Origin of the sequence: Calothrix sp. FACHB-168 (assembly GCF_963889195.1) — a bacterium.
GTDB lineage: Bacteria > Cyanobacteriota > Cyanobacteriia > Cyanobacteriales > Nostocaceae > Aulosira > Aulosira anomala_A.
This window is the reverse complement of record NZ_CAWPNJ010000015.1, coordinates 22,241-39,325: the sequence shown is the minus strand read 5'-3', so window position 1 is coordinate 39,325 and position 17,085 is coordinate 22,241. Positions and strand designations below refer to the sequence as shown.

Below are 17,085 nucleotides of genomic sequence, written 5' to 3'. Positions count from 1 at the left end.
CGTGGAAAATCCAGTCCTAAATATTTTGGCATTGTTGGGCATACTGCTGCTAGTCTTAGTGACTGGGGGTGTTGGTTATTTAACCTTGGCTGATTGGCGCGATCGCCGTCGTCAAGAAAATGAAAAACGCGATACCAAACCCATCACTCCTAAGCGACGGTGATTTCCCGCTTTTCTTTCACCAATAATTCTTATATAGGGACACGAGCGATCGTTGTCCCTATATTGTTTTGTATATTACTAAGTAAAAATTATTAATATTTTTTGTGATATTTATTACTTTCATTGTAAAAAATTCTGGATTTATGTGAATATCTGTTACTTCAGAGAGATATATTTACATAGTTGTTACCTTGATAGTGATTCAGGGAATTCTGAAATAGAAGACTTTCAATATTTAAAGTTCTATTCGGCATGGAAAACTCCTTTACCCTGACATCAACACAACCGAATTCAGAGCTAAAAGAATATCAACCCGATCATTCTTTTCATCAAGGTGATAAGTATAAAGCCTTATCTAAAGTGATCGCCCGAATTCGCGAGTCATTAGATATAGATACTATATTCAAGACTACAGTTACGGAAGTACGCCAACTTTTAAATAATGACAGAGTAGGGGTGTTTCGTTTTTACCCTGAGTTGGGGTGGGAAGGAGAATTTATCTATGAAGATGTGGGAAATGAATGGAATTCTGTACTAACAGCTAAACTTTACGACCATTGCTTTGCAGAGGAATTTGTAGAACTTTATGAGCAAGGTAGTATTAATGTTATAGCTGATATCCATCAAGCTAGTATTAGTGATTGCCATATCAAAATTCTCGAAAGATTTCAAGTCAGAGCTAATATTGCGGCTCCCTTGATGAAAGGTAAAAATTTATGGGGATTGCTTTGTATTCATCATTGTAGCGAAGCTAGACAATGGCAAGCCTCAGAAGTTGAATTTGTGCAACTGATTGCTGAACATTTAAGTGTGGCGTTGCAACAAGCAGATTATCTCGAACAAGCAAAAATACAATCTGCACAACTAGCAAAAGCAAAAGCTAGAGCCAAAGTAGCAGAATGGCAAAAAACCATAGCTATAACTGTAGAAAAAATTCGTCAGTTTCTTGATTTAGAAAGCATTTTTCGCGCTAGTACTGAAGAACTCAGAAAACTTTTAAATACCGATCGCGTTGCTATCTACCGATTTTATCCAGATTGGAGCGGTGAATTTGTCTTTGAATCGGTAGCAGCAGGTTGGACTTCCTTAATAGATGAACAACTTCAACGCCCAGAATTAGGTGAAAATGTCAGTGAATGTAGTGTTAAAGATTTAGCGGAAACGCCAGTAGTAGATACTTACTTACAAGACACAGAAGGCGGTCGTTTTGCTAGGGGTGAAGTCTACCGCGTCTGTAATGATATATACAATGCTGGTTTTAGTGAATGCTACCTCAAAGTTCTAGAAAGCTATCAAGCAAAAGCTTATGTAATTATTGCTATTTACCACGGACAAAGGCTTTGGGGTTTGCTAGCTGTTTACCAAAACGACAATCCGCGTGATTGGCAAGAAGATGAGGTATATTTGCTTACCCAAGTTAGTACTCAACTAGGTGTAGCATTACAGCAAGCAGAATTTTTACAACAATTACAAACTCAAGCAGCAGCACTCACCAAAGCGGCTGAAAGACAAAGAGCTTTAGCGAATACCGTCGAGAAAATTCGCCAGTCTTTAGATATAGATACAATTTTTCAGGCGACTACTCAAGAAGTGCGTGGACTTTTAGAAGTAGAGAGAGTATCAATTTATCGCTTCTACCCTGATTGGAGTGGTGATTTTGTTGCTGATTCTATTGCTGATAATGCCATAGCCGACATGAGACCGCAATTAGCGATCGCACATAATCTCTTACCCAAAACACCAGCAAACAAACATCCCCGTCATGAAGTTTTTGTCCCCATATCTCAAGGCGAGAAACTCTGGGGATTGTTAGTAGCTTATCAAAACTCCCACGCACGTTATTGGCAAGATGAAGAAATCAATTTACTGGCGCAAGTCGGCGTGCAATTAGGCGTAGCCATACAACAAGCAGAAACCTTAAAGCAAGTACAATTACAAGCACAGCAACTTGCACAAGCTGCAGAACGCGAACGGGAAGCCGCAGAACGCGAACGCAAAGCTACTGAAAGGGAAAAAACATTAGCTGCAACGGTAGAAAAAATTCGCCAATCCCTTGATTTAAAGAATATTTTTGCTATCAGTACAAAGGAAGTTAGACAGCTTTTAGAAGTGGATCGGGCGACAATTTACCGTTTACTTCCTAACAAAACTGTGCAATTTGTGGCTGAATCATTAGCTCATAATAGTACATCAAATCAAGAAGTTGTACCTTTTATTATTCAGGATTACTTACAACAAACTCAAGGAGAAAATTATGATATTGGTCAGATTGTCATAATTAAGGATATTTACAATACTGTAGATTATCCTAGTCAAATTAATTTGCTCAAACCCATTGTGGCTAGAGCATATATGATTGTACCGATTTTTCAAGGAGATAAAATCTGGGGATTATTAGCAGCTTATCAAAATACTAAGCCCCGGAATTGGCAACAAGACGAAATCGATTTATTGGTACATATTGGCAATCAATTGGGTGTAGGAATTCAGCAAGCAGAGTTACTAGAAAAGACTCAGATCCAAAAAGAAGAACTCAAGCAGACACTACAAGAATTACAACAAACTCAAAGCCAATTAATTCAAAGTGAAAAAATGGCAGGTTTAGGACAGTTAGTGGCTGGTGTAGCTCATGAAATCAATAACCCCATAAATTTTATCTATGGGAATATTACCTATGTATCTGAGTACGCAGAAGATTTACTAAAACTGCTACATATTTATCAAAAAAACTATCCTAACCCGAAAGCAGAAGTTCAAAAGCATATAGCAAATCTAGATTTAGATTTTCTGGCGAAAGATTTGCCCAAAATTATCAATTCCATGACTGTTGGAGCAGAACGAATCAGCGAATTAGTACTTTCATTACGTACTTTTTCTCGCTTAGATGAAGCCGACATGAAACCAGTCAATATTCATGAGGGTATTGATAGTACTTTATTAATTCTCGAACATCGTTTAAAGCCACAGGATAATTTTACAGCAATTGAGGTATTTAAAGAATATGGCAACTTACCTTTAGTAGAATGCTATGCGGCTCAGTTAAATCAAGTTTTTATGAATGTGATTAGTAACGCCATTGATGCGCTAGAACATTCAATCAGCAAAGACAAAAAATTGCATAAGCCAAAAATTCATATTCAGACAGAAGTAATAGATGAAAACTCTATTGCGATTCGGATTGTTGACAATGGTTGTGGTATTCCTGATGATGTGCGATCGCGGATTTTTGATCCCTTCTTCACCACAAAAGAACCTGGTAAAGGTACTGGTTTAGGATTATATATTAGTTATCAAATTGTTGTTGATAAACATGGCGGTCAAATTCAATGTATATCCGAACCTGGTAAGGGTGCTGAATTTCGGGTAGAAATACCGATAAAACGCGAGGTAAGTTAAGCAATTTTAGCTGTGCGATCGCTTTTTTATCTCACGCAGAGGCGCGGAGGAAGAGGAGGAGGGGCTATAGCTGGGCAAATACTATTAACTTTATAATTTCATTACTATGAGTAATATAGGTGGCTCTAGTAATTAACATGGAAACTCAGCAAATTCTCCAAGCACTTGCAAATCTAAATGTAAGCGATCGCCTAAAAATAGCTGAAGCAGCTTTGAAATTGGTGCTTCAAGAGCAAAATTCACTTACTAAAGATGAGCAAAAACGTCAATTAAAACTAGCCGCAATGACAGCTATTACAGATTATGCACCTGATGGTGAATTAAATATCTTTTCTGATTTGGATGGAGAAGATTTTTATGAATATCCAGATGAGGACTTAAAGTAACTCAGATTCTTATGTATAGAGGTGAAGTCTGGTTAGTTAATTTAGCTCCAACCGTAGGGACAGAAATTAGCGATGCCTGCGGCGGGCTTTGCCTACGCATTTTGGCGCGTGAGATGCGATCGCTTTTTTTGTCTCACGCAAAGGCGCAGAGGCGCAAAGGAAGAAGAGAGCGATCGCATTTTAGTCAAATGCATCAAAGTTTAATCTTGGGTTGTACCATCTGGCATAATAGCACCAGCAAGATTTGCATCTTCTAAATTTGCACCAGAGAGATTTGCATCTGTAAGGTTAGCTTCTTGTAGATTTGCATTACTCAAGTCGGCTCCACGCAAATCAGCTGAAGTTAGATTTACTCCACTTAAGTTTTCTTGGGCTAGATCAACACCACAAAGATTAGCTTTACTCAAGTTTGCACCCTGAAGTTCTGGATAATTAAAAAATGCCCCTACTAAATTTATAAAACTTAGGTCAGCACCAATTAAATTTGTTTTAATTAATTCTGCTTGAGTTAAATTTGCCTGACTCAATTGAGCCGCATTTAAGTTAGTTTGTTCTAAATTTGCCTGATGCATATTCGAGAATTTGAGGTTTGCTAAAGTCAAATTCGCATCTTTTAGGTTTGCTTTACTTAAGTTGGCTCCTTGCAAATCAGATCCAGCTAAATTTACATTATTCAAATCAGCACCAGCAAAATTAGCATTTTGTAGCGATGCTCCAGGAGCAATCAAATAACTTCCTACTTCATCTGGGTTAAAATCTATGGGAAAGATAGTCAATGTGTTGTAATAGCTATATTGGAAATCTATTCCCTGAAGATTTGCTCCCTCAAAATTTGTTTCTAACAGGTTTGTATTCCTGAAACTGACATTCTTTAGATTTGCCCTCATCAATTTTACTCCTCTCAAATTTAACCCGCTTAAATTTGCTCCACTGAGATTTGCTAAACTGAGGTTGACTTTATCATCTAAAATAGCTTCCCTGAGATTAGCTTCACTCAAGTTAGCCTCGCGTAAAGATGCCCCTGTTAAATTAGCCTTACGAAAATTAGCTTTTTTCAATTTTGCTTTATCTAACTTGACCAAACTTAGGTTTGTTTTATGAAGATATGCATACTCTAGATTAGCTTCAGTTAATTTAGCGTTAGATAAGTCGGCTTCACTGATATCTGCTTCTCTTAAATTGGCATGAGTTAAGTTTGCATAACTAAAATTAGCAGCAGTTAGATTGGCAAAACTTAAATTGGCTTGACTTAAATTTGTCCTATAAAAATTAGATTTACTGATATCTGCTCCTCTGAAATTTGCGCCACTCAAATTTAGGTTGCTCCAGATGACATTGCTTAGATTCGCATTTGCCAAATTAGCTTGGCTTAGGTTAACCGCGTCTGCTAGTTGTGTACCACTCAAATCTACTCCAGCTAAATTAATTCCGCTAAAGTTACGTTCTCCCGCCTTATAACGCCGCCAAAATTCTTTAGCATCAATAGGTATTTCTTGATTTGGTTCTTCTGCTGCATAAATTCTGTTAACTAACCACATTATTCTCTCAATCTGAAATTCTATATCCTTGAATACATTGCTACTGTGCGTATCTTCTTCAGATATATCTACTTTTTCTTCTTGCTCACTTTTAGCACTTTCAACTACATCATTATTTTGAGTAACAGCAGCTACATCTATTAACACGTTTTTACTTTGTTCCTGTTCAACCCGATCAAAAAATTTCTTTACTAATTCACCATCATCAAGATTTGCATTTTTAGTTAATGCTTCACTATGATCCAAATCTTCACTAGTATTCGATGGATGATTAAAAGACGATTGTAATTCTGCTAATTGTGCATTTATTTCTGCAATATTGTGTTGTATAATTTCAATCTCTTGTAATTCACTTCTGTTGTTAAATAGTTGTTTAAATTCATCAAAATAGTGTTTTAGCCAAGCAATATTTTTTCGTCGTAGATCCTGTTCTAATTCTAAATGTGTAATCCGCGATGCTAAAGATTCTAAAGTCAATTCAGAGTTGTGGTTATTCATAAATCTATCGATAACTGCATTGTGCCTATATTTATAAATTGCCCAATTTCAAACATTGATTAACAGGCAACACTTACAGTTTTTACCGTATTCTTTCCAGCTTTGTGTGAGACTAGAAAAAACAGAAAACTTGCCTTAGAAGCATTAAACTCCCAAGGCAAGCCAACTCTCTAATTCTTTCTTTCCTTCGCGCCCTTCGCGTCTTCTCTGCGAGACGCTTCCCGAACGCGGTTCGTTAAAGCTGCTTCACTTCCGAAACCAACTTCGACACCATATCCTTCGCGCTACCAAAAAGCATCGTAGTTTTATCCTTGTAGAACAACTCATTATCTACACCGGCAAAACCCGTACTCATCCCGCGCTTAATCACAATTGTATGCTTCGCCCGATCTACTTCTAAAATTGGCATTCCAAAAATTGGGCTATTCACATCAGTACGGGCTGCTGGATTGACTACATCATTAGCCCCAATTACTAAAGCCACATCTGCTTGTTCAAATTGGGGATTAATATCTTCCATGTCATATAACTGGGTGTAAGCCACATTCGCCTCAGCCAGCAACACATTCATGTGTCCTGGCATTCTTCCCGCTACAGGGTGAATGGCATACTTAACATCAACACCCATCCGTTCTAGTTGATCTGCCAACTCCCGCACGCTATGTTGTGCTTGTGCTACCGCCATACCATAACCAGGCACAATTACCACAGAACGGGCATAACCCAACATCATCGCGCCTTCTTCGGGATCGATACTGCGCACGGTTTGATCGATGACATCACCACCAGCCGCACCACCAGCCGCACCGCCTGTACCAAAAGCACTGAACAACACGCTGAAGAGAGAGCGGTTCATGGCTTTACACATAATTTCGGTGAGGATGATCCCAGAGGCTCCCACCAATGCACCAGCGATGATTAACATATTGTTCATCACCACGAAACCGGCGGCGGATGCTGCTACACCAGATAAAGAGTTCAACAGCGAAATTACCACCGGCATATCGCCGCCACCAATGGGGATGACGAACATTACACCTAGTACGAGAGAAACAGCTACTACTGCTAAGAATATGGGTAGGCTATCGGGTGTAATGATTAAGTAGGCACTACCAACTATATAAGCACCTAGCAATAAAAGGTTAAATGGTTGCTGGAAAGGAAATGTAATCGGGGAACCGCTAATTAAACCTTGCAACTTGGCAAAGGCGAGAAAACTACCTGTGAAGGTAACACCACCGATTAACACATCCAACAGCATGGAAATGTTGACATCTAAAGGTATGGGTGAGCCTGAATCTAATAATCGCCAAAATTCAGCCACAGCGACTAATGCGGAAGCTGCACCACCCAAACCATTGAGTAAACCCACCATTTGGGGCATTTCTGTCATTTGGACTTTGTAAGCCGCGATCGCACCAATCCCCGATCCAATCGCTAAACCTAACAAAATCATCTCGTAGTTCAATACGTGTTGATCCAACATTGTGGCGACAATCGCCAACAACATCCCCACAGCCGCGACAACATTACCGTTTCTAGCTGTTGCAGGTGAACCTAGCTTTTTCAATCCGAGAATAAATAAGGATGCAGCGACTAAGTACGTTAACTGAATCCCAGTTGGTATAAAATCGCTCACGCCTTAATCTCCTTTTTCTTAAACATTTGCAACATTCTGTCTGTTACGAGAAAGCCGCCCACAACGTTAACCGTCGCTAGTACTACGGCAATTAAACCGAGAATCACTGATACGCTGGTTTCTCTAGCACCAGAAGCCACGATCGCGCCTAATACAGCAATTCCTGAAATCGCGTTCGATCCCGACATCAAGGGAGTGTGTAATGTTGGTGGCACTTTATTGATGACTTCAAACCCAATAAAAGATGCCAGCACAAACACAAACAAAGCAGCAAGTAATGCCTCTGTCATGAAATAAAAACTCCTTGTTTAAATGGGCATGGGGCATTGGGCATTGGGCAAAGACGCGATTAATCGCGTCTCTACAATTGTCCCCCTTGTCCCCCTTGTCCCTAGCCTCTAACCTTCAACGCTGCTAATGCTTCGCTGACTCGTTGATTGCGAATTTCACCGGCATGGGTGACACAAGCTGCTTCAACGATGTCATCGGCAAAGTCCACATTTAAAGCTTTTTCTTTATTAATCAACAATTGCATCAATGATGTCAGGTTCTTGGCGTAGAGTTGGCTGGCGTGAACTGGCATTGATGATGGCAGATTGATCGGCCCGATGATGGTGATACCGTTGTATACGATGTCTTTACCGGGATCGGTGCAAGCACAATTACCACCTTGTTCGGCGGCTAAGTCTACAATCACTGAACCTGGTTTCATTTGTTTCACCATGTCTTCGGTGACTAGTAGGGGGGCTTTTTTCCCTGGTACTTGGGCGGTGGTAATTACCACATCGGCATGTTTAATATGTTCGCTAACAACTTCTTGGGTGCGTTGTTTGCTAGCTTCGGAGATTTCTTTGGCGTAGCCACCAGCTGCTACGGTTTCTTCTTCTAGTTGAACTTCGACAAATTTCGCGCCTAAGCTTTGGACTTCTTCTTTAACGGCGGGACGGATATCAAAGGCTTCTACAATGGCTCCCAGGCGTCTGGCGGTGGCGATCGCTTGCAATCCGGCTACACCTGCGCCCATGACAAATACTTTCGCTGGGGCGATTGTACCTGCGGCTGTGGTGAGCATGGGGAAATATTTTGGCAATGCAGCAGCCGCAATTAATACAGATTTGTAACCCGCTAGGGATGCTTGCGAGGATAATGCATCCATGCTTTGCGCCCTGGTAGTCCGGGGGATCAATTCCATACTCAAGGCTGTTACTTGGCGACTTGCCAATTTTTCTACAATCGCCGGATTTCCTAAAGGATTGAGGAAGCTAATTAAGACAGAACCTGCTTTCAGAAAATCAATTTCTGAGCGTCCATCTTCCCGTTCTTGTGGTGGACTAACTTTCAATAAAATATCAGCTTCGCCCCATAAAGTAGCGGGATCGGAGATAATTTTTGCTCCTACTGCTTCATAGGCAGAATCGCTAAAAAATGCTCTTTCTCCCGCACCTGTTTCTACCCAAACTTCTAAACCTTGTTTGACCAATTTGGCAACAATGTCAGGAATTAATGATACACGACGCTCACCAACTTCAATTTCTTTAGCTACTGCTATTCTCATGAAATCTCCTGGAGATAAATACTTACATCTCTGCAAACTATGCGCAAACTCTGCAATTATTCGCTGAATGATTCCCCGCTCTTATGCCTTATCGGCTGGTCATTTCAGCCGTTGATTGATTCTCTAGATTGAATCTTGACCCTTGGTTGTATCATCTTGCTGGTTCTACGGCCAAGTCTCATTTTTTTAATCACAAATGTTAACAATCTGAGATAATTTAAATAGGCTTACATACTGCATATCCTATGTTAATTTCCAGACTTTGCATCTGTGTCTTCAGCTTATTTTAGGGATTGAAAAAATTTTGTATTCCTCTATGACATATTGCAATATGCATCCAATTAGAAAAAACTTGATTATGCCCAAAGTAAATTTTACTGATTAGTACTTGGATTCGTGCTTGTTTTTATCAATCTAGCCCAAGTTCACCAGCGATCGCTGTTTGAATTGCTCAATTTTTATAACAAAAGTCTTACAATCCAGATACATTTGTACATATTCAGCAACAATCCTTGATCCCCATGTGCGAGATTAAGGCTAGAGAGTGAGGTAAGGGGAGGACAAACAATTCAAAATTCAAAATTCAAAATTCAAAATTAAGAATTCTATTTGACTCTTGACTCTTACCCCATGCCCAATGCCCAATGCCCCATGCCCCATGCCCAATGCCCAATGCCCAATGCCCAATGGCACTTTTTATGGCATTGAACGTCTATTTACAGAAATTCAGTAGTAAAGTTTAGTTACGAATACTAAATTTTTAGTTATTTAGTACAAAAATCCCAGCTGACTACTTGATAGTGAGGAGCTTAATTATGAAACGTTTACTTTCTACTTTAGCGGTGGCTAGCTGCTTGTTGACGGGTTTTCAAGCTGTCAGCTGGGCACAAAGCCTACCAGGATTGACACTATTTAGCGGTATTAAGGGTGAAAATCAACTACCCTATCGTTTAGACTTTGGCGGACAAGCTGATGGTTGGGATCGCTATATATTAAGAATCCCTGCCCAAAAGATGAAATTAGCAGTGGCGCAAATTGCCATTACTTACCCTAACTATTACAAAGGCAGTTTCAATCCCAAAAAGATTGAGGTGATGGTCAAAAATAAACCTGTCCCCTTGTCTGAGGTGAAGTGGGATAAAGAAGGTCGAATAATTCAAATTTACCCCCAAGAGCCAATACCCTCAGGCAGTAAAGTCGAAGTTGTGTTATCTGATGTGAAAAACCCCTCTTTTGGTGGAACCTTCTATTTCACCTGCCAAGTTCTCTCTCCTGGAGACGTTCCCCTATTGCGCTATCTGGGAACGTGGATTTTGAGTATTTCTTAATTTGTGTTAGAGACGCGATTAATCGCTTGTGTTAGAGACGCGATTAATCGCGTCTGTACAATTGTTAGTTGTCAATAAATTCTAGACTGTGGACTATTGACCATTGACTGTTGACTCTTAACCCTAATATCTACCCTTTAGCCATAAGAGTGATAAAATTAGAGATTGTGACTTTTTATCAGCACCTAAGAGGAGCATATTATGCAAAGAACCCTGGGCGGTACTAACCGTAAAAGAAAGAGAACTTCTGGTTTTCGCGCCAGAATGCGGACTCCAGACGGCAGAAACGTGATTAGAGCTAGAAGAAAAAAGGGTCGTCATCGTTTGAGTGTTTAGGGCGTATTAGGCGAAAGAGCATCTGTGGCTTTGCCCAAAGCATATCGGCTAAAATCTCGCAAAGATTTTCAGGCAGTTTTCCGCGAAGGAATTCGGCGTCATGGTTCTTTGTTCACATTAAGGGCCTTGAAACCGGCGATCGCCAAACAACCTTCTGTGGATACTGCCAGTGAAAATTCACAGTTAATCCAAACAGCACCTTTAGACAGCACCAAATTTGGCATTTCCATTAGCACCAAAGTCAGTAAGCGTGCAGTAGTCCGCAACCGTATCAAACGTCAGATAACAGTAGCTTTGTATAAGTTGTTGCCCAGATTGTCACCTGGATGGCGGTTAGTGGTAGTTGTGAAACCAACAGCAGCAGAACAAGAGTGCGTAAGCCAACAATTTCTGCAAGAATTAGAGCAGTTGTTAGCACAAGTTGAGGTACTCAATGGGCATTCGTGAAGAAATTTATTATGAAGGTGGCCCTCATATTGGTGATTTGATTCTAAATTTGCTCGTGGGATTAACGGTTGTGGGCATACCTTTGGCAGTTGGAGCCATTGTCAGAGCATTGTGGCTGCGCTTCCGCATCACCGATCGCCGAGTGACTGTGACTGGGGGTTGGATGGGACGCGATCGCACTGACGTAATTTATGCAGAAATTGTCAAAGTGGTTAAAGTTCCCCGTGGCGTAGGCTTGTGGGGAGATATGGTCATCACCCTGAGAAATGGTAGCCGTCTAGAAATGCGGGCTGTGCCTAATTTTCGGGCGGTTTATGACTACATTAACGAAAGAGTTGCTGCCAAAAATTCTGAATATACTACTGCTGCCAAATAATCTATGAGCATTAATGCTGAGTCCAACACCTTCCCTTACTCAGCAGCAATAGCTCGTGCAAGTGGTGAAAACTACCTATACACATAGCTTTGGGAAATTTTGGCCCGGTTGATATTTAGCATTCATTTTTTCATATCATGGGCGGCTATCCGTAGTGAATGATAGTCGCAGACAGATCGTGATTTAGATAAATTAGATTCAGTCAGTTTACAGTACCTCAGGTTGAATTCAGAATAATGGATTTTGGTATCGGGTTTCTCTCGAACAACGTGATGCTGCCGATCATAGACTTTTTCTATGGCATTGTGCCTAGCTATGGATTGGCGATCGTTGCTTTAACTTTGATAATTCGTTTCGCGCTCTATCCCCTGAGTGCCGGTTCCATTCGGAATATGCGGCGGATGCGGATTGTTCAACCGCTCATGCAAAAGCGGATGGCAGAAATTAAGGAGCGTTATAAAGACGATCCCCAAAAGCAGCAAGAGGAAATGGTCAATGTTCAAAAGGAATTTGGCAATCCTCTAGCAGGCTGTTTACCACTGCTGTTGCAAATGCCAGTATTGTTAGCGCTGTTTGCCACTTTGCGGGGTTCACCCTTTGCTGGTGTCAATTACAACGTTAATTTGCAAATACTGCCCGCCGAACAAATCGAACGAATTCAACCCCAAGCTTTTGCAACTCCACCACAGAACATCTATATTGCTGATGGCGAACACACTCCCGTTACAGCAATTCTGCCAGGCGGTAATAAGTTAGCGGTAGGAGAACACACTAAGATCCAATACCAAACTGTTGAAGGCAAACCATTTCAGGTGCTTTTAGCAGAACACCCAGAAAATAAATTGATTCCTGATTGGAAAATTACCAAGGGCGAAGACAGAATCAAAATTGACGCTGAAGGCAATATAGAAGCCTTACAGCCGGGAGATGTGACACTGCAAGGTACTATTCCCGGATTAGCAGCAGATAAAGGGTTTCTGTTTATTGACGCTTTAGGTAGAGTCGGCGCGATCGATCCAGATGGCAAAATCCACTGGGATATTGTGGCGATGGTGATTTTCTTTGGGATCAGTCTCTACGTTAGCCAAATTCTTTCCGGGCAAAATTCTGGCGGTGGCAATCCACAGCAGGATACTGTGAACAAAATCACCCCTGTGATCTTTTCGGGGATGTTCTTGTTCTTCCCTCTGCCAGCTGGGGTTTTAATGTATATGGTAATTGGAAATATCTTCCAAACTCTGCAAACCTTTATTCTCTCCCGCGAACCCTTACCGGAAGAATTGCAAAAAATCGTAGCAACCCAAGAAAAGGAAGCAGCAACGGCAGAACAAAAAGCGTTGCCGTTTGAACCAAAAAGTTCTAAGAAAAAGGCTACCAGTTGATCATGAGCAACAGTCCCATGCAGCGAGGGCAGCAATGGTTAAAAACATTGCTGCTCCTTACTGGGGTATCTACTGAGGTTGAGGGAAATTTAGAACCTGCTCAACCTCAGAGCGGCGACTCCGAAGAACCAGATAATTATTGGTTAACCATTGATCAAACCACTCTCAGTCCCGAACAAACCAATATTTTGATTGGGGCTGATGGCTCGGTTTTGGATGCAATTCAGTACCTAGCGAATTCAGTACTGAATATTAACCAAGCACAAGAAGACCAAGCTTCCTATACCATTGAGTTGAATGGCTACCGCGTCAAAAGACAAGCGGAAATTCACGCTTTGGCAGAAGCCGCATCAGAAGAAGTGCGGGCTACAGGTAGAGAAGTAGAAATAAAATCTCTCAGTTCGGCAGAAAGACGGCAAATTCACACATTCTTGAAAGAATTTACCGATTTAGAAACCTTTAGCCGAGGCAAAGAACCCCATCGTCATCTTGTCGTGCGTCCCGCGATCGCTCCTTGAGGGAAGGGACAAAGGACAAGGGGGACAAATACCTATTGTCTTCTTCACAAATGACCATTGACACTAACAGCTAAAATATAGATCTAAGATCGGCAATTTTGCTGGTAATTAAACTAAGTTTCGTTGAGTGAGGATGTCTCACAAATCCTATGGACGCAATTTTTATTCCGCAGCTCACCAAAGCCCCGGAGCGGACAGAGGAAATTCAAGTTAAGGATTTTCTGCCTGGTTTGGAAACTTTAACCCCGGTTCGCGGTACAATCCGCGTACAGCATCAGGGTAATTACTTAGAAGTGGCTGGACAGGCAGAAGCTATAATTACTTGTACTTGTAACCGATGCCTACAGCAATACAATCAGCGTTTGGTGGTTGATACCAAAGAAGTTATTTGGTTAGATGCCACAGCTAATCAATCACAAGACTTACCATTAGAGCGAGAAGTAGCGGTAGAAGATTTGGTAGAAACTCTACCACCTGATGGCTATTTTTATGCTAGTGAATGGCTGTATGAGCAAATGTGTTTAGCTTTGCCGCAACGCCAATTGTGCGATCGCAATTGCCCAGGAATTGTGAATAGTAGTGCTGAAAGTTCCGAAAAGCCTGTTGATAAGCGCTGGGCTTCCTTGGAAGCTTTGAAAAAGAAACTTCCGGGTTAGTGATGCTAGGGACTTCCAAATAAAAAAATATTCCAATCATTAACTTACCAAACCCGCAACTCGTAGGGGCGGGGTAACCCCGCCCCTACAATTTGGCATAATTTATTTTTTGGAGTTCCCCTAACTGTTGACTTTTGAATTGTTGACAGGATATCATATAAATAATGGAGAAGGTGTGGGCATATATACTAAACCTCTTCAAAAATATTCCTGTTTCTCAACAAAGAGAACTTTAGATCCCCGATTTCCATAAGAAGTCGGGGATCTTGTTGTTCGGGAATGATTTAGGATGACGATAAAACTCAAATATCAGCAAAGCAAGCATTGAGGAAATAAATTCAAAATTCAAAATTCAAAATTAAAGACATTATCAGTCAAAGATTTAAACGATAACAAATGCCCAATGCCCAATGCCCAATGCCCAATGCCCAATTTGATAGGAGTAAGTGAATGACTTTTCGTGATGAGTTTAAACTACTACTACGTGCCCGTTATCCTTTGATTTATATTCCTACATACGAAGAGGAACGAGTAGAAGGAGCAATCCGGGAAGAAGCCACAAATCAAGGTAATCGTCCGGTATATACTTGGGATTTTGTTGATGGTTACCAAGGAAATCCCAATGATGCAAATTTTGGACGGCGTAACCCGTTGCAAGCTTTGGAATTCATCGAAAAATTATCTGCGTCAGCGCCTGCGGTAATTGTATTGCGAGATTATCACCGATTTTTAGAAGATGTGGCGATCGCGCGTAAGCTGCGCAATTTAGCAAAACTGTTAAAATCGCAACCCAAAAATATTGTAATTTTATCGCCGCGAATTGCCATTCCTGACGATTTAACCGAAGTGCTGACAGTTGTGGAATTTCCCTTACCAGCAGCAGCAGAAATTAAAACCGAGGTAGAACGCTTGTTGCAAGCAACGGCTAATTCTCTCAGTAGTAAAGTCATCGACGATTTGGTGCGCTCTTGTCAAGGGCTATCAATGGAAAGGATTCGCCGGGTATTAGCAAAAGCGATCGCAACTCACGGGGAATTGCAACCGGAAGATGTGGATTTAGTTTTAGAGGAAAAGCGCCAAACTATCCGCCAAACCCAAATTTTGGACTTTTACCCCGCAACCGAGCAAATTTCCGATATTGGCGGATTGGATAACCTCAAGGATTGGCTGCTGCGTCGCGGTGGTTCCTTCACCGAACGGGCGCGACAGTACGGATTACCGCACCCGCGTGGTTTAATGTTGGTGGGTATTCAAGGTACAGGGAAATCGTTAACAGCAAAAGCGATCGCTCATCATTGGCATTTACCTTTATTACGCTTAGATGTTGGGCGGTTATTTGGCGGTTTAGTAGGCGAATCCGAATCGCGTACCCGTCAAATGATCCAAGTTGCGGAAGCTTTAGCGCCCTGTGTATTGTGGATTGATGAAATTGATAAAGCCTTTTCGGGATTGGGGAGTAAAGGCGATGCGGGGACAACTAGCCGTGTATTTGGGACATTTATTACCTGGTTAGCCGAAAAAACCTCACCTGTATTTGTCGTTGCTACCGCTAACGATATTCAAGCCTTACCACCAGAAATGCTGCGTAAAGGGCGATTTGATGAAATTTTCTTTGTGGGTTTACCGACGCAAGAAGAGAGAAAAGCAATTTTCAACGTCCATTTATCCCGACTGCGCCCCCATAACTTGAAAAGTTATGACATTGATAGGCTAGCATACGAGACACCAGATTTTTCTGGCGCGGAAATTGAACAAACTTTAATAGAAGCGATGCATATTGGATTTAGTCAAAATCGTGATTTTACCAACGACGACATTTTAGAAGCTGCTAGTCAAATCATCCCCTTAGCACGGACTGCTGTAGAACAAATTCAGCAATTACAAGAATGGGCTGCTGCTGGACGCGCTAGACTAGCCTCAAAACAAGCTCCTTTAAGCGATAGCTTTGGTAAGCTACGTTAAGGTTTTTAACCATAGTCAGTAGAGACGCGATTAATCGCGTCTGTACAATAGTCAATAGTCCAATTAAGAATGACAACTGACAACTGACAACTGACCAATAACCATTGACCCTTGACTATTGACCATTGACAATTGACCAATGGAAATAAGGTTATAAATTATGTTTACTAACGTACTAAAATTTATACTTGGTGTTTTGTTGGCGATCGCTATTTTAATCGGTAGTGGTGTAGCTACAGCGCTGTATTTCATGAATCGCACGGCTATACCGCCGTCAAAACCAATTTTTCCCAACGATAACCCATCTCAGAAAATCCAATCGCCAAAACCAACGGGAAAAGTAGCTCAATCTACTGCGTCACCATCTCCTAGCGCTTCACCTTCACCTACTCCCACAGAATCGCCTACAGATGAAGCATCTCCCAAACCTTTACCAGATGGAGCTTATCGCGGAAAAGTTACTTGGTCTCAAGGTTTGAGTTTGCGAGCTGAACCAAAACAAGATGCAGAACGTGTGGGTGGGGTTGGTTTTAATCAAAAAGTGGTAATTTTAGAGGAAAGTCCTGATAAACTCTGGCAGAAAATTCGCCAAGAAGATACCAATCAAGAAGGTTGGGTCAAAGCTGGTAATACGCAACGAGTTGACGATAACGAGGAAACTCAACAACCACAAGCGCCACAAGAAAATCAACAACCAGAAAACCAGCAACCAGAAAACCAATAGATAGACTGATAAATTTTCACTGAATAGGTAAGCTAATGGGCGTCTAATGCATAACTACTAATAAGGGCTATTGACTGTTGACTGTTGACTGTTGACTGTTGACTGTTGACTGTTGACTGTTGACTGTTGACTATTGACTGTTGACTATTGACTGTTGACTATTGACTGTTGACTGTTGACTG

General features: G+C 41.2%; 16 protein-coding genes. 12 read left to right on the top strand and 4 right to left on the bottom strand.

The genetic code is table 11. The features are described 5' to 3' along the window. The first annotated feature begins 1 nt into the window (after position 1). The 3 genes from AACW45_RS08190 to AACW45_RS08180 all read left to right on the top strand — a co-directional run bounded on the left by AACW45_RS08190 (position 2) and on the right by AACW45_RS08180 (position 3,944). Positions 2-163: a hypothetical protein gene (locus AACW45_RS08190; RefSeq protein ID WP_190539707.1), complete on the top strand. Its 162-nt coding sequence runs from the start codon at positions 2-4 to the stop codon at positions 161-163. Between the two features lie 251 nt (positions 164-414). Then, positions 415-3,558, top strand: coding sequence for a GAF domain-containing protein (locus tag AACW45_RS08185; RefSeq protein WP_190632543.1), 3,144 nt, complete (start codon positions 415-417; stop codon positions 3,556-3,558). A 119-nt stretch (positions 3,559-3,677) separates the two neighbouring features. Then, positions 3,678-3,944 (top strand): hypothetical protein, encoded by a 267-nt coding sequence (locus AACW45_RS08180; protein WP_313933769.1) that lies wholly within the window; start codon positions 3,678-3,680, stop codon positions 3,942-3,944. A 200-nt stretch (positions 3,945-4,144) separates the two neighbouring features. On the opposite strand, the gene AACW45_RS08175 is transcribed toward AACW45_RS08180, so the two are convergent. From AACW45_RS08175 to AACW45_RS08160, 4 genes are all read right to left on the bottom strand, one after another. Further along, complete coding sequence (locus AACW45_RS08175; RefSeq protein ID WP_190632542.1) at positions 4,145-5,980, bottom strand: pentapeptide repeat-containing protein; 1,836 nt, start codon at positions 5,978-5,980, stop codon at positions 4,145-4,147. Positions 5,981-6,215: 235 nt separating this feature from the next. After that, a complete protein-coding gene (locus AACW45_RS08170; protein ID WP_190632541.1) occupies positions 6,216-7,619 on the bottom strand; it encodes an NAD(P)(+) transhydrogenase (Re/Si-specific) subunit beta in 1,404 nt (467 codons plus the stop codon). After that, on the bottom strand, positions 7,616-7,909 hold the full coding sequence (locus AACW45_RS08165) for an NAD(P) transhydrogenase subunit alpha (RefSeq protein ID WP_096643021.1): 294 nt from the start codon (positions 7,907-7,909) through the stop codon (positions 7,616-7,618). The genes AACW45_RS08170 and AACW45_RS08165 overlap by 4 nt, the downstream gene beginning before the upstream one ends. 101 nt (positions 7,910-8,010) lie before the next feature. Then, positions 8,011-9,174, bottom strand: coding sequence for a Re/Si-specific NAD(P)(+) transhydrogenase subunit alpha (locus AACW45_RS08160; protein WP_190632540.1), 1,164 nt, complete (start codon positions 9,172-9,174; stop codon positions 8,011-8,013). Positions 9,175-9,989: 815 nt separating this feature from the next. Here AACW45_RS08160 and AACW45_RS08155 point away from each other — a divergent pair. The 9 genes from AACW45_RS08155 to AACW45_RS08115 all read left to right on the top strand — a co-directional run bounded on the left by AACW45_RS08155 (position 9,990) and on the right by AACW45_RS08115 (position 16,903). Next, a complete protein-coding gene (locus tag AACW45_RS08155; protein WP_190539697.1) occupies positions 9,990-10,502 on the top strand; it encodes a DUF2808 domain-containing protein in 513 nt (170 codons plus the stop codon). 201 nt (positions 10,503-10,703) lie between these two features. Continuing rightward, a complete protein-coding gene (gene rpmH / locus AACW45_RS08150) occupies positions 10,704-10,838 on the top strand; it encodes a 50S ribosomal protein L34 (protein WP_015139827.1) in 135 nt (44 codons plus the stop codon). A 24-nt stretch (positions 10,839-10,862) separates the two neighbouring features. Beyond that, positions 10,863-11,285: a ribonuclease P protein component gene (gene rnpA, locus AACW45_RS08145; RefSeq protein ID WP_190632539.1), complete on the top strand. Its 423-nt coding sequence runs from the start codon at positions 10,863-10,865 to the stop codon at positions 11,283-11,285. Further along, a complete protein-coding gene (locus AACW45_RS08140) occupies positions 11,272-11,661 on the top strand; it encodes a PH domain-containing protein (RefSeq protein WP_096643017.1) in 390 nt (129 codons plus the stop codon). The genes rnpA and AACW45_RS08140 overlap by 14 nt, the downstream gene beginning before the upstream one ends. Before the next feature lie 236 nt (positions 11,662-11,897). Further along, positions 11,898-13,043: a membrane protein insertase YidC gene (yidC, locus tag AACW45_RS08135; RefSeq protein WP_190632538.1), complete on the top strand. Its 1,146-nt coding sequence runs from the start codon at positions 11,898-11,900 to the stop codon at positions 13,041-13,043. A 2-nt stretch (positions 13,044-13,045) separates the two neighbouring features. Continuing rightward, on the top strand, positions 13,046-13,561 hold the full coding sequence (locus tag AACW45_RS08130; protein ID WP_190632537.1) for a Jag family protein: 516 nt from the start codon (positions 13,046-13,048) through the stop codon (positions 13,559-13,561). Positions 13,562-13,710: 149 nt separating this feature from the next. Next, positions 13,711-14,217, top strand: a complete 507-nt coding sequence (locus AACW45_RS08125) for a YceD family protein (RefSeq protein WP_190539689.1) — start codon at positions 13,711-13,713, stop codon at positions 14,215-14,217. 450 nt (positions 14,218-14,667) lie between these two features. Continuing rightward, positions 14,668-16,179, top strand: coding sequence for an AAA family ATPase (locus AACW45_RS08120; protein ID WP_190632536.1), 1,512 nt, complete (start codon positions 14,668-14,670; stop codon positions 16,177-16,179). A 160-nt stretch (positions 16,180-16,339) separates the two neighbouring features. Next, positions 16,340-16,903, top strand: coding sequence for an SH3 domain-containing protein (locus tag AACW45_RS08115; RefSeq protein ID WP_190632535.1), 564 nt, complete (start codon positions 16,340-16,342; stop codon positions 16,901-16,903). Positions 16,904-17,085: the final 182 nt, after the last annotated feature.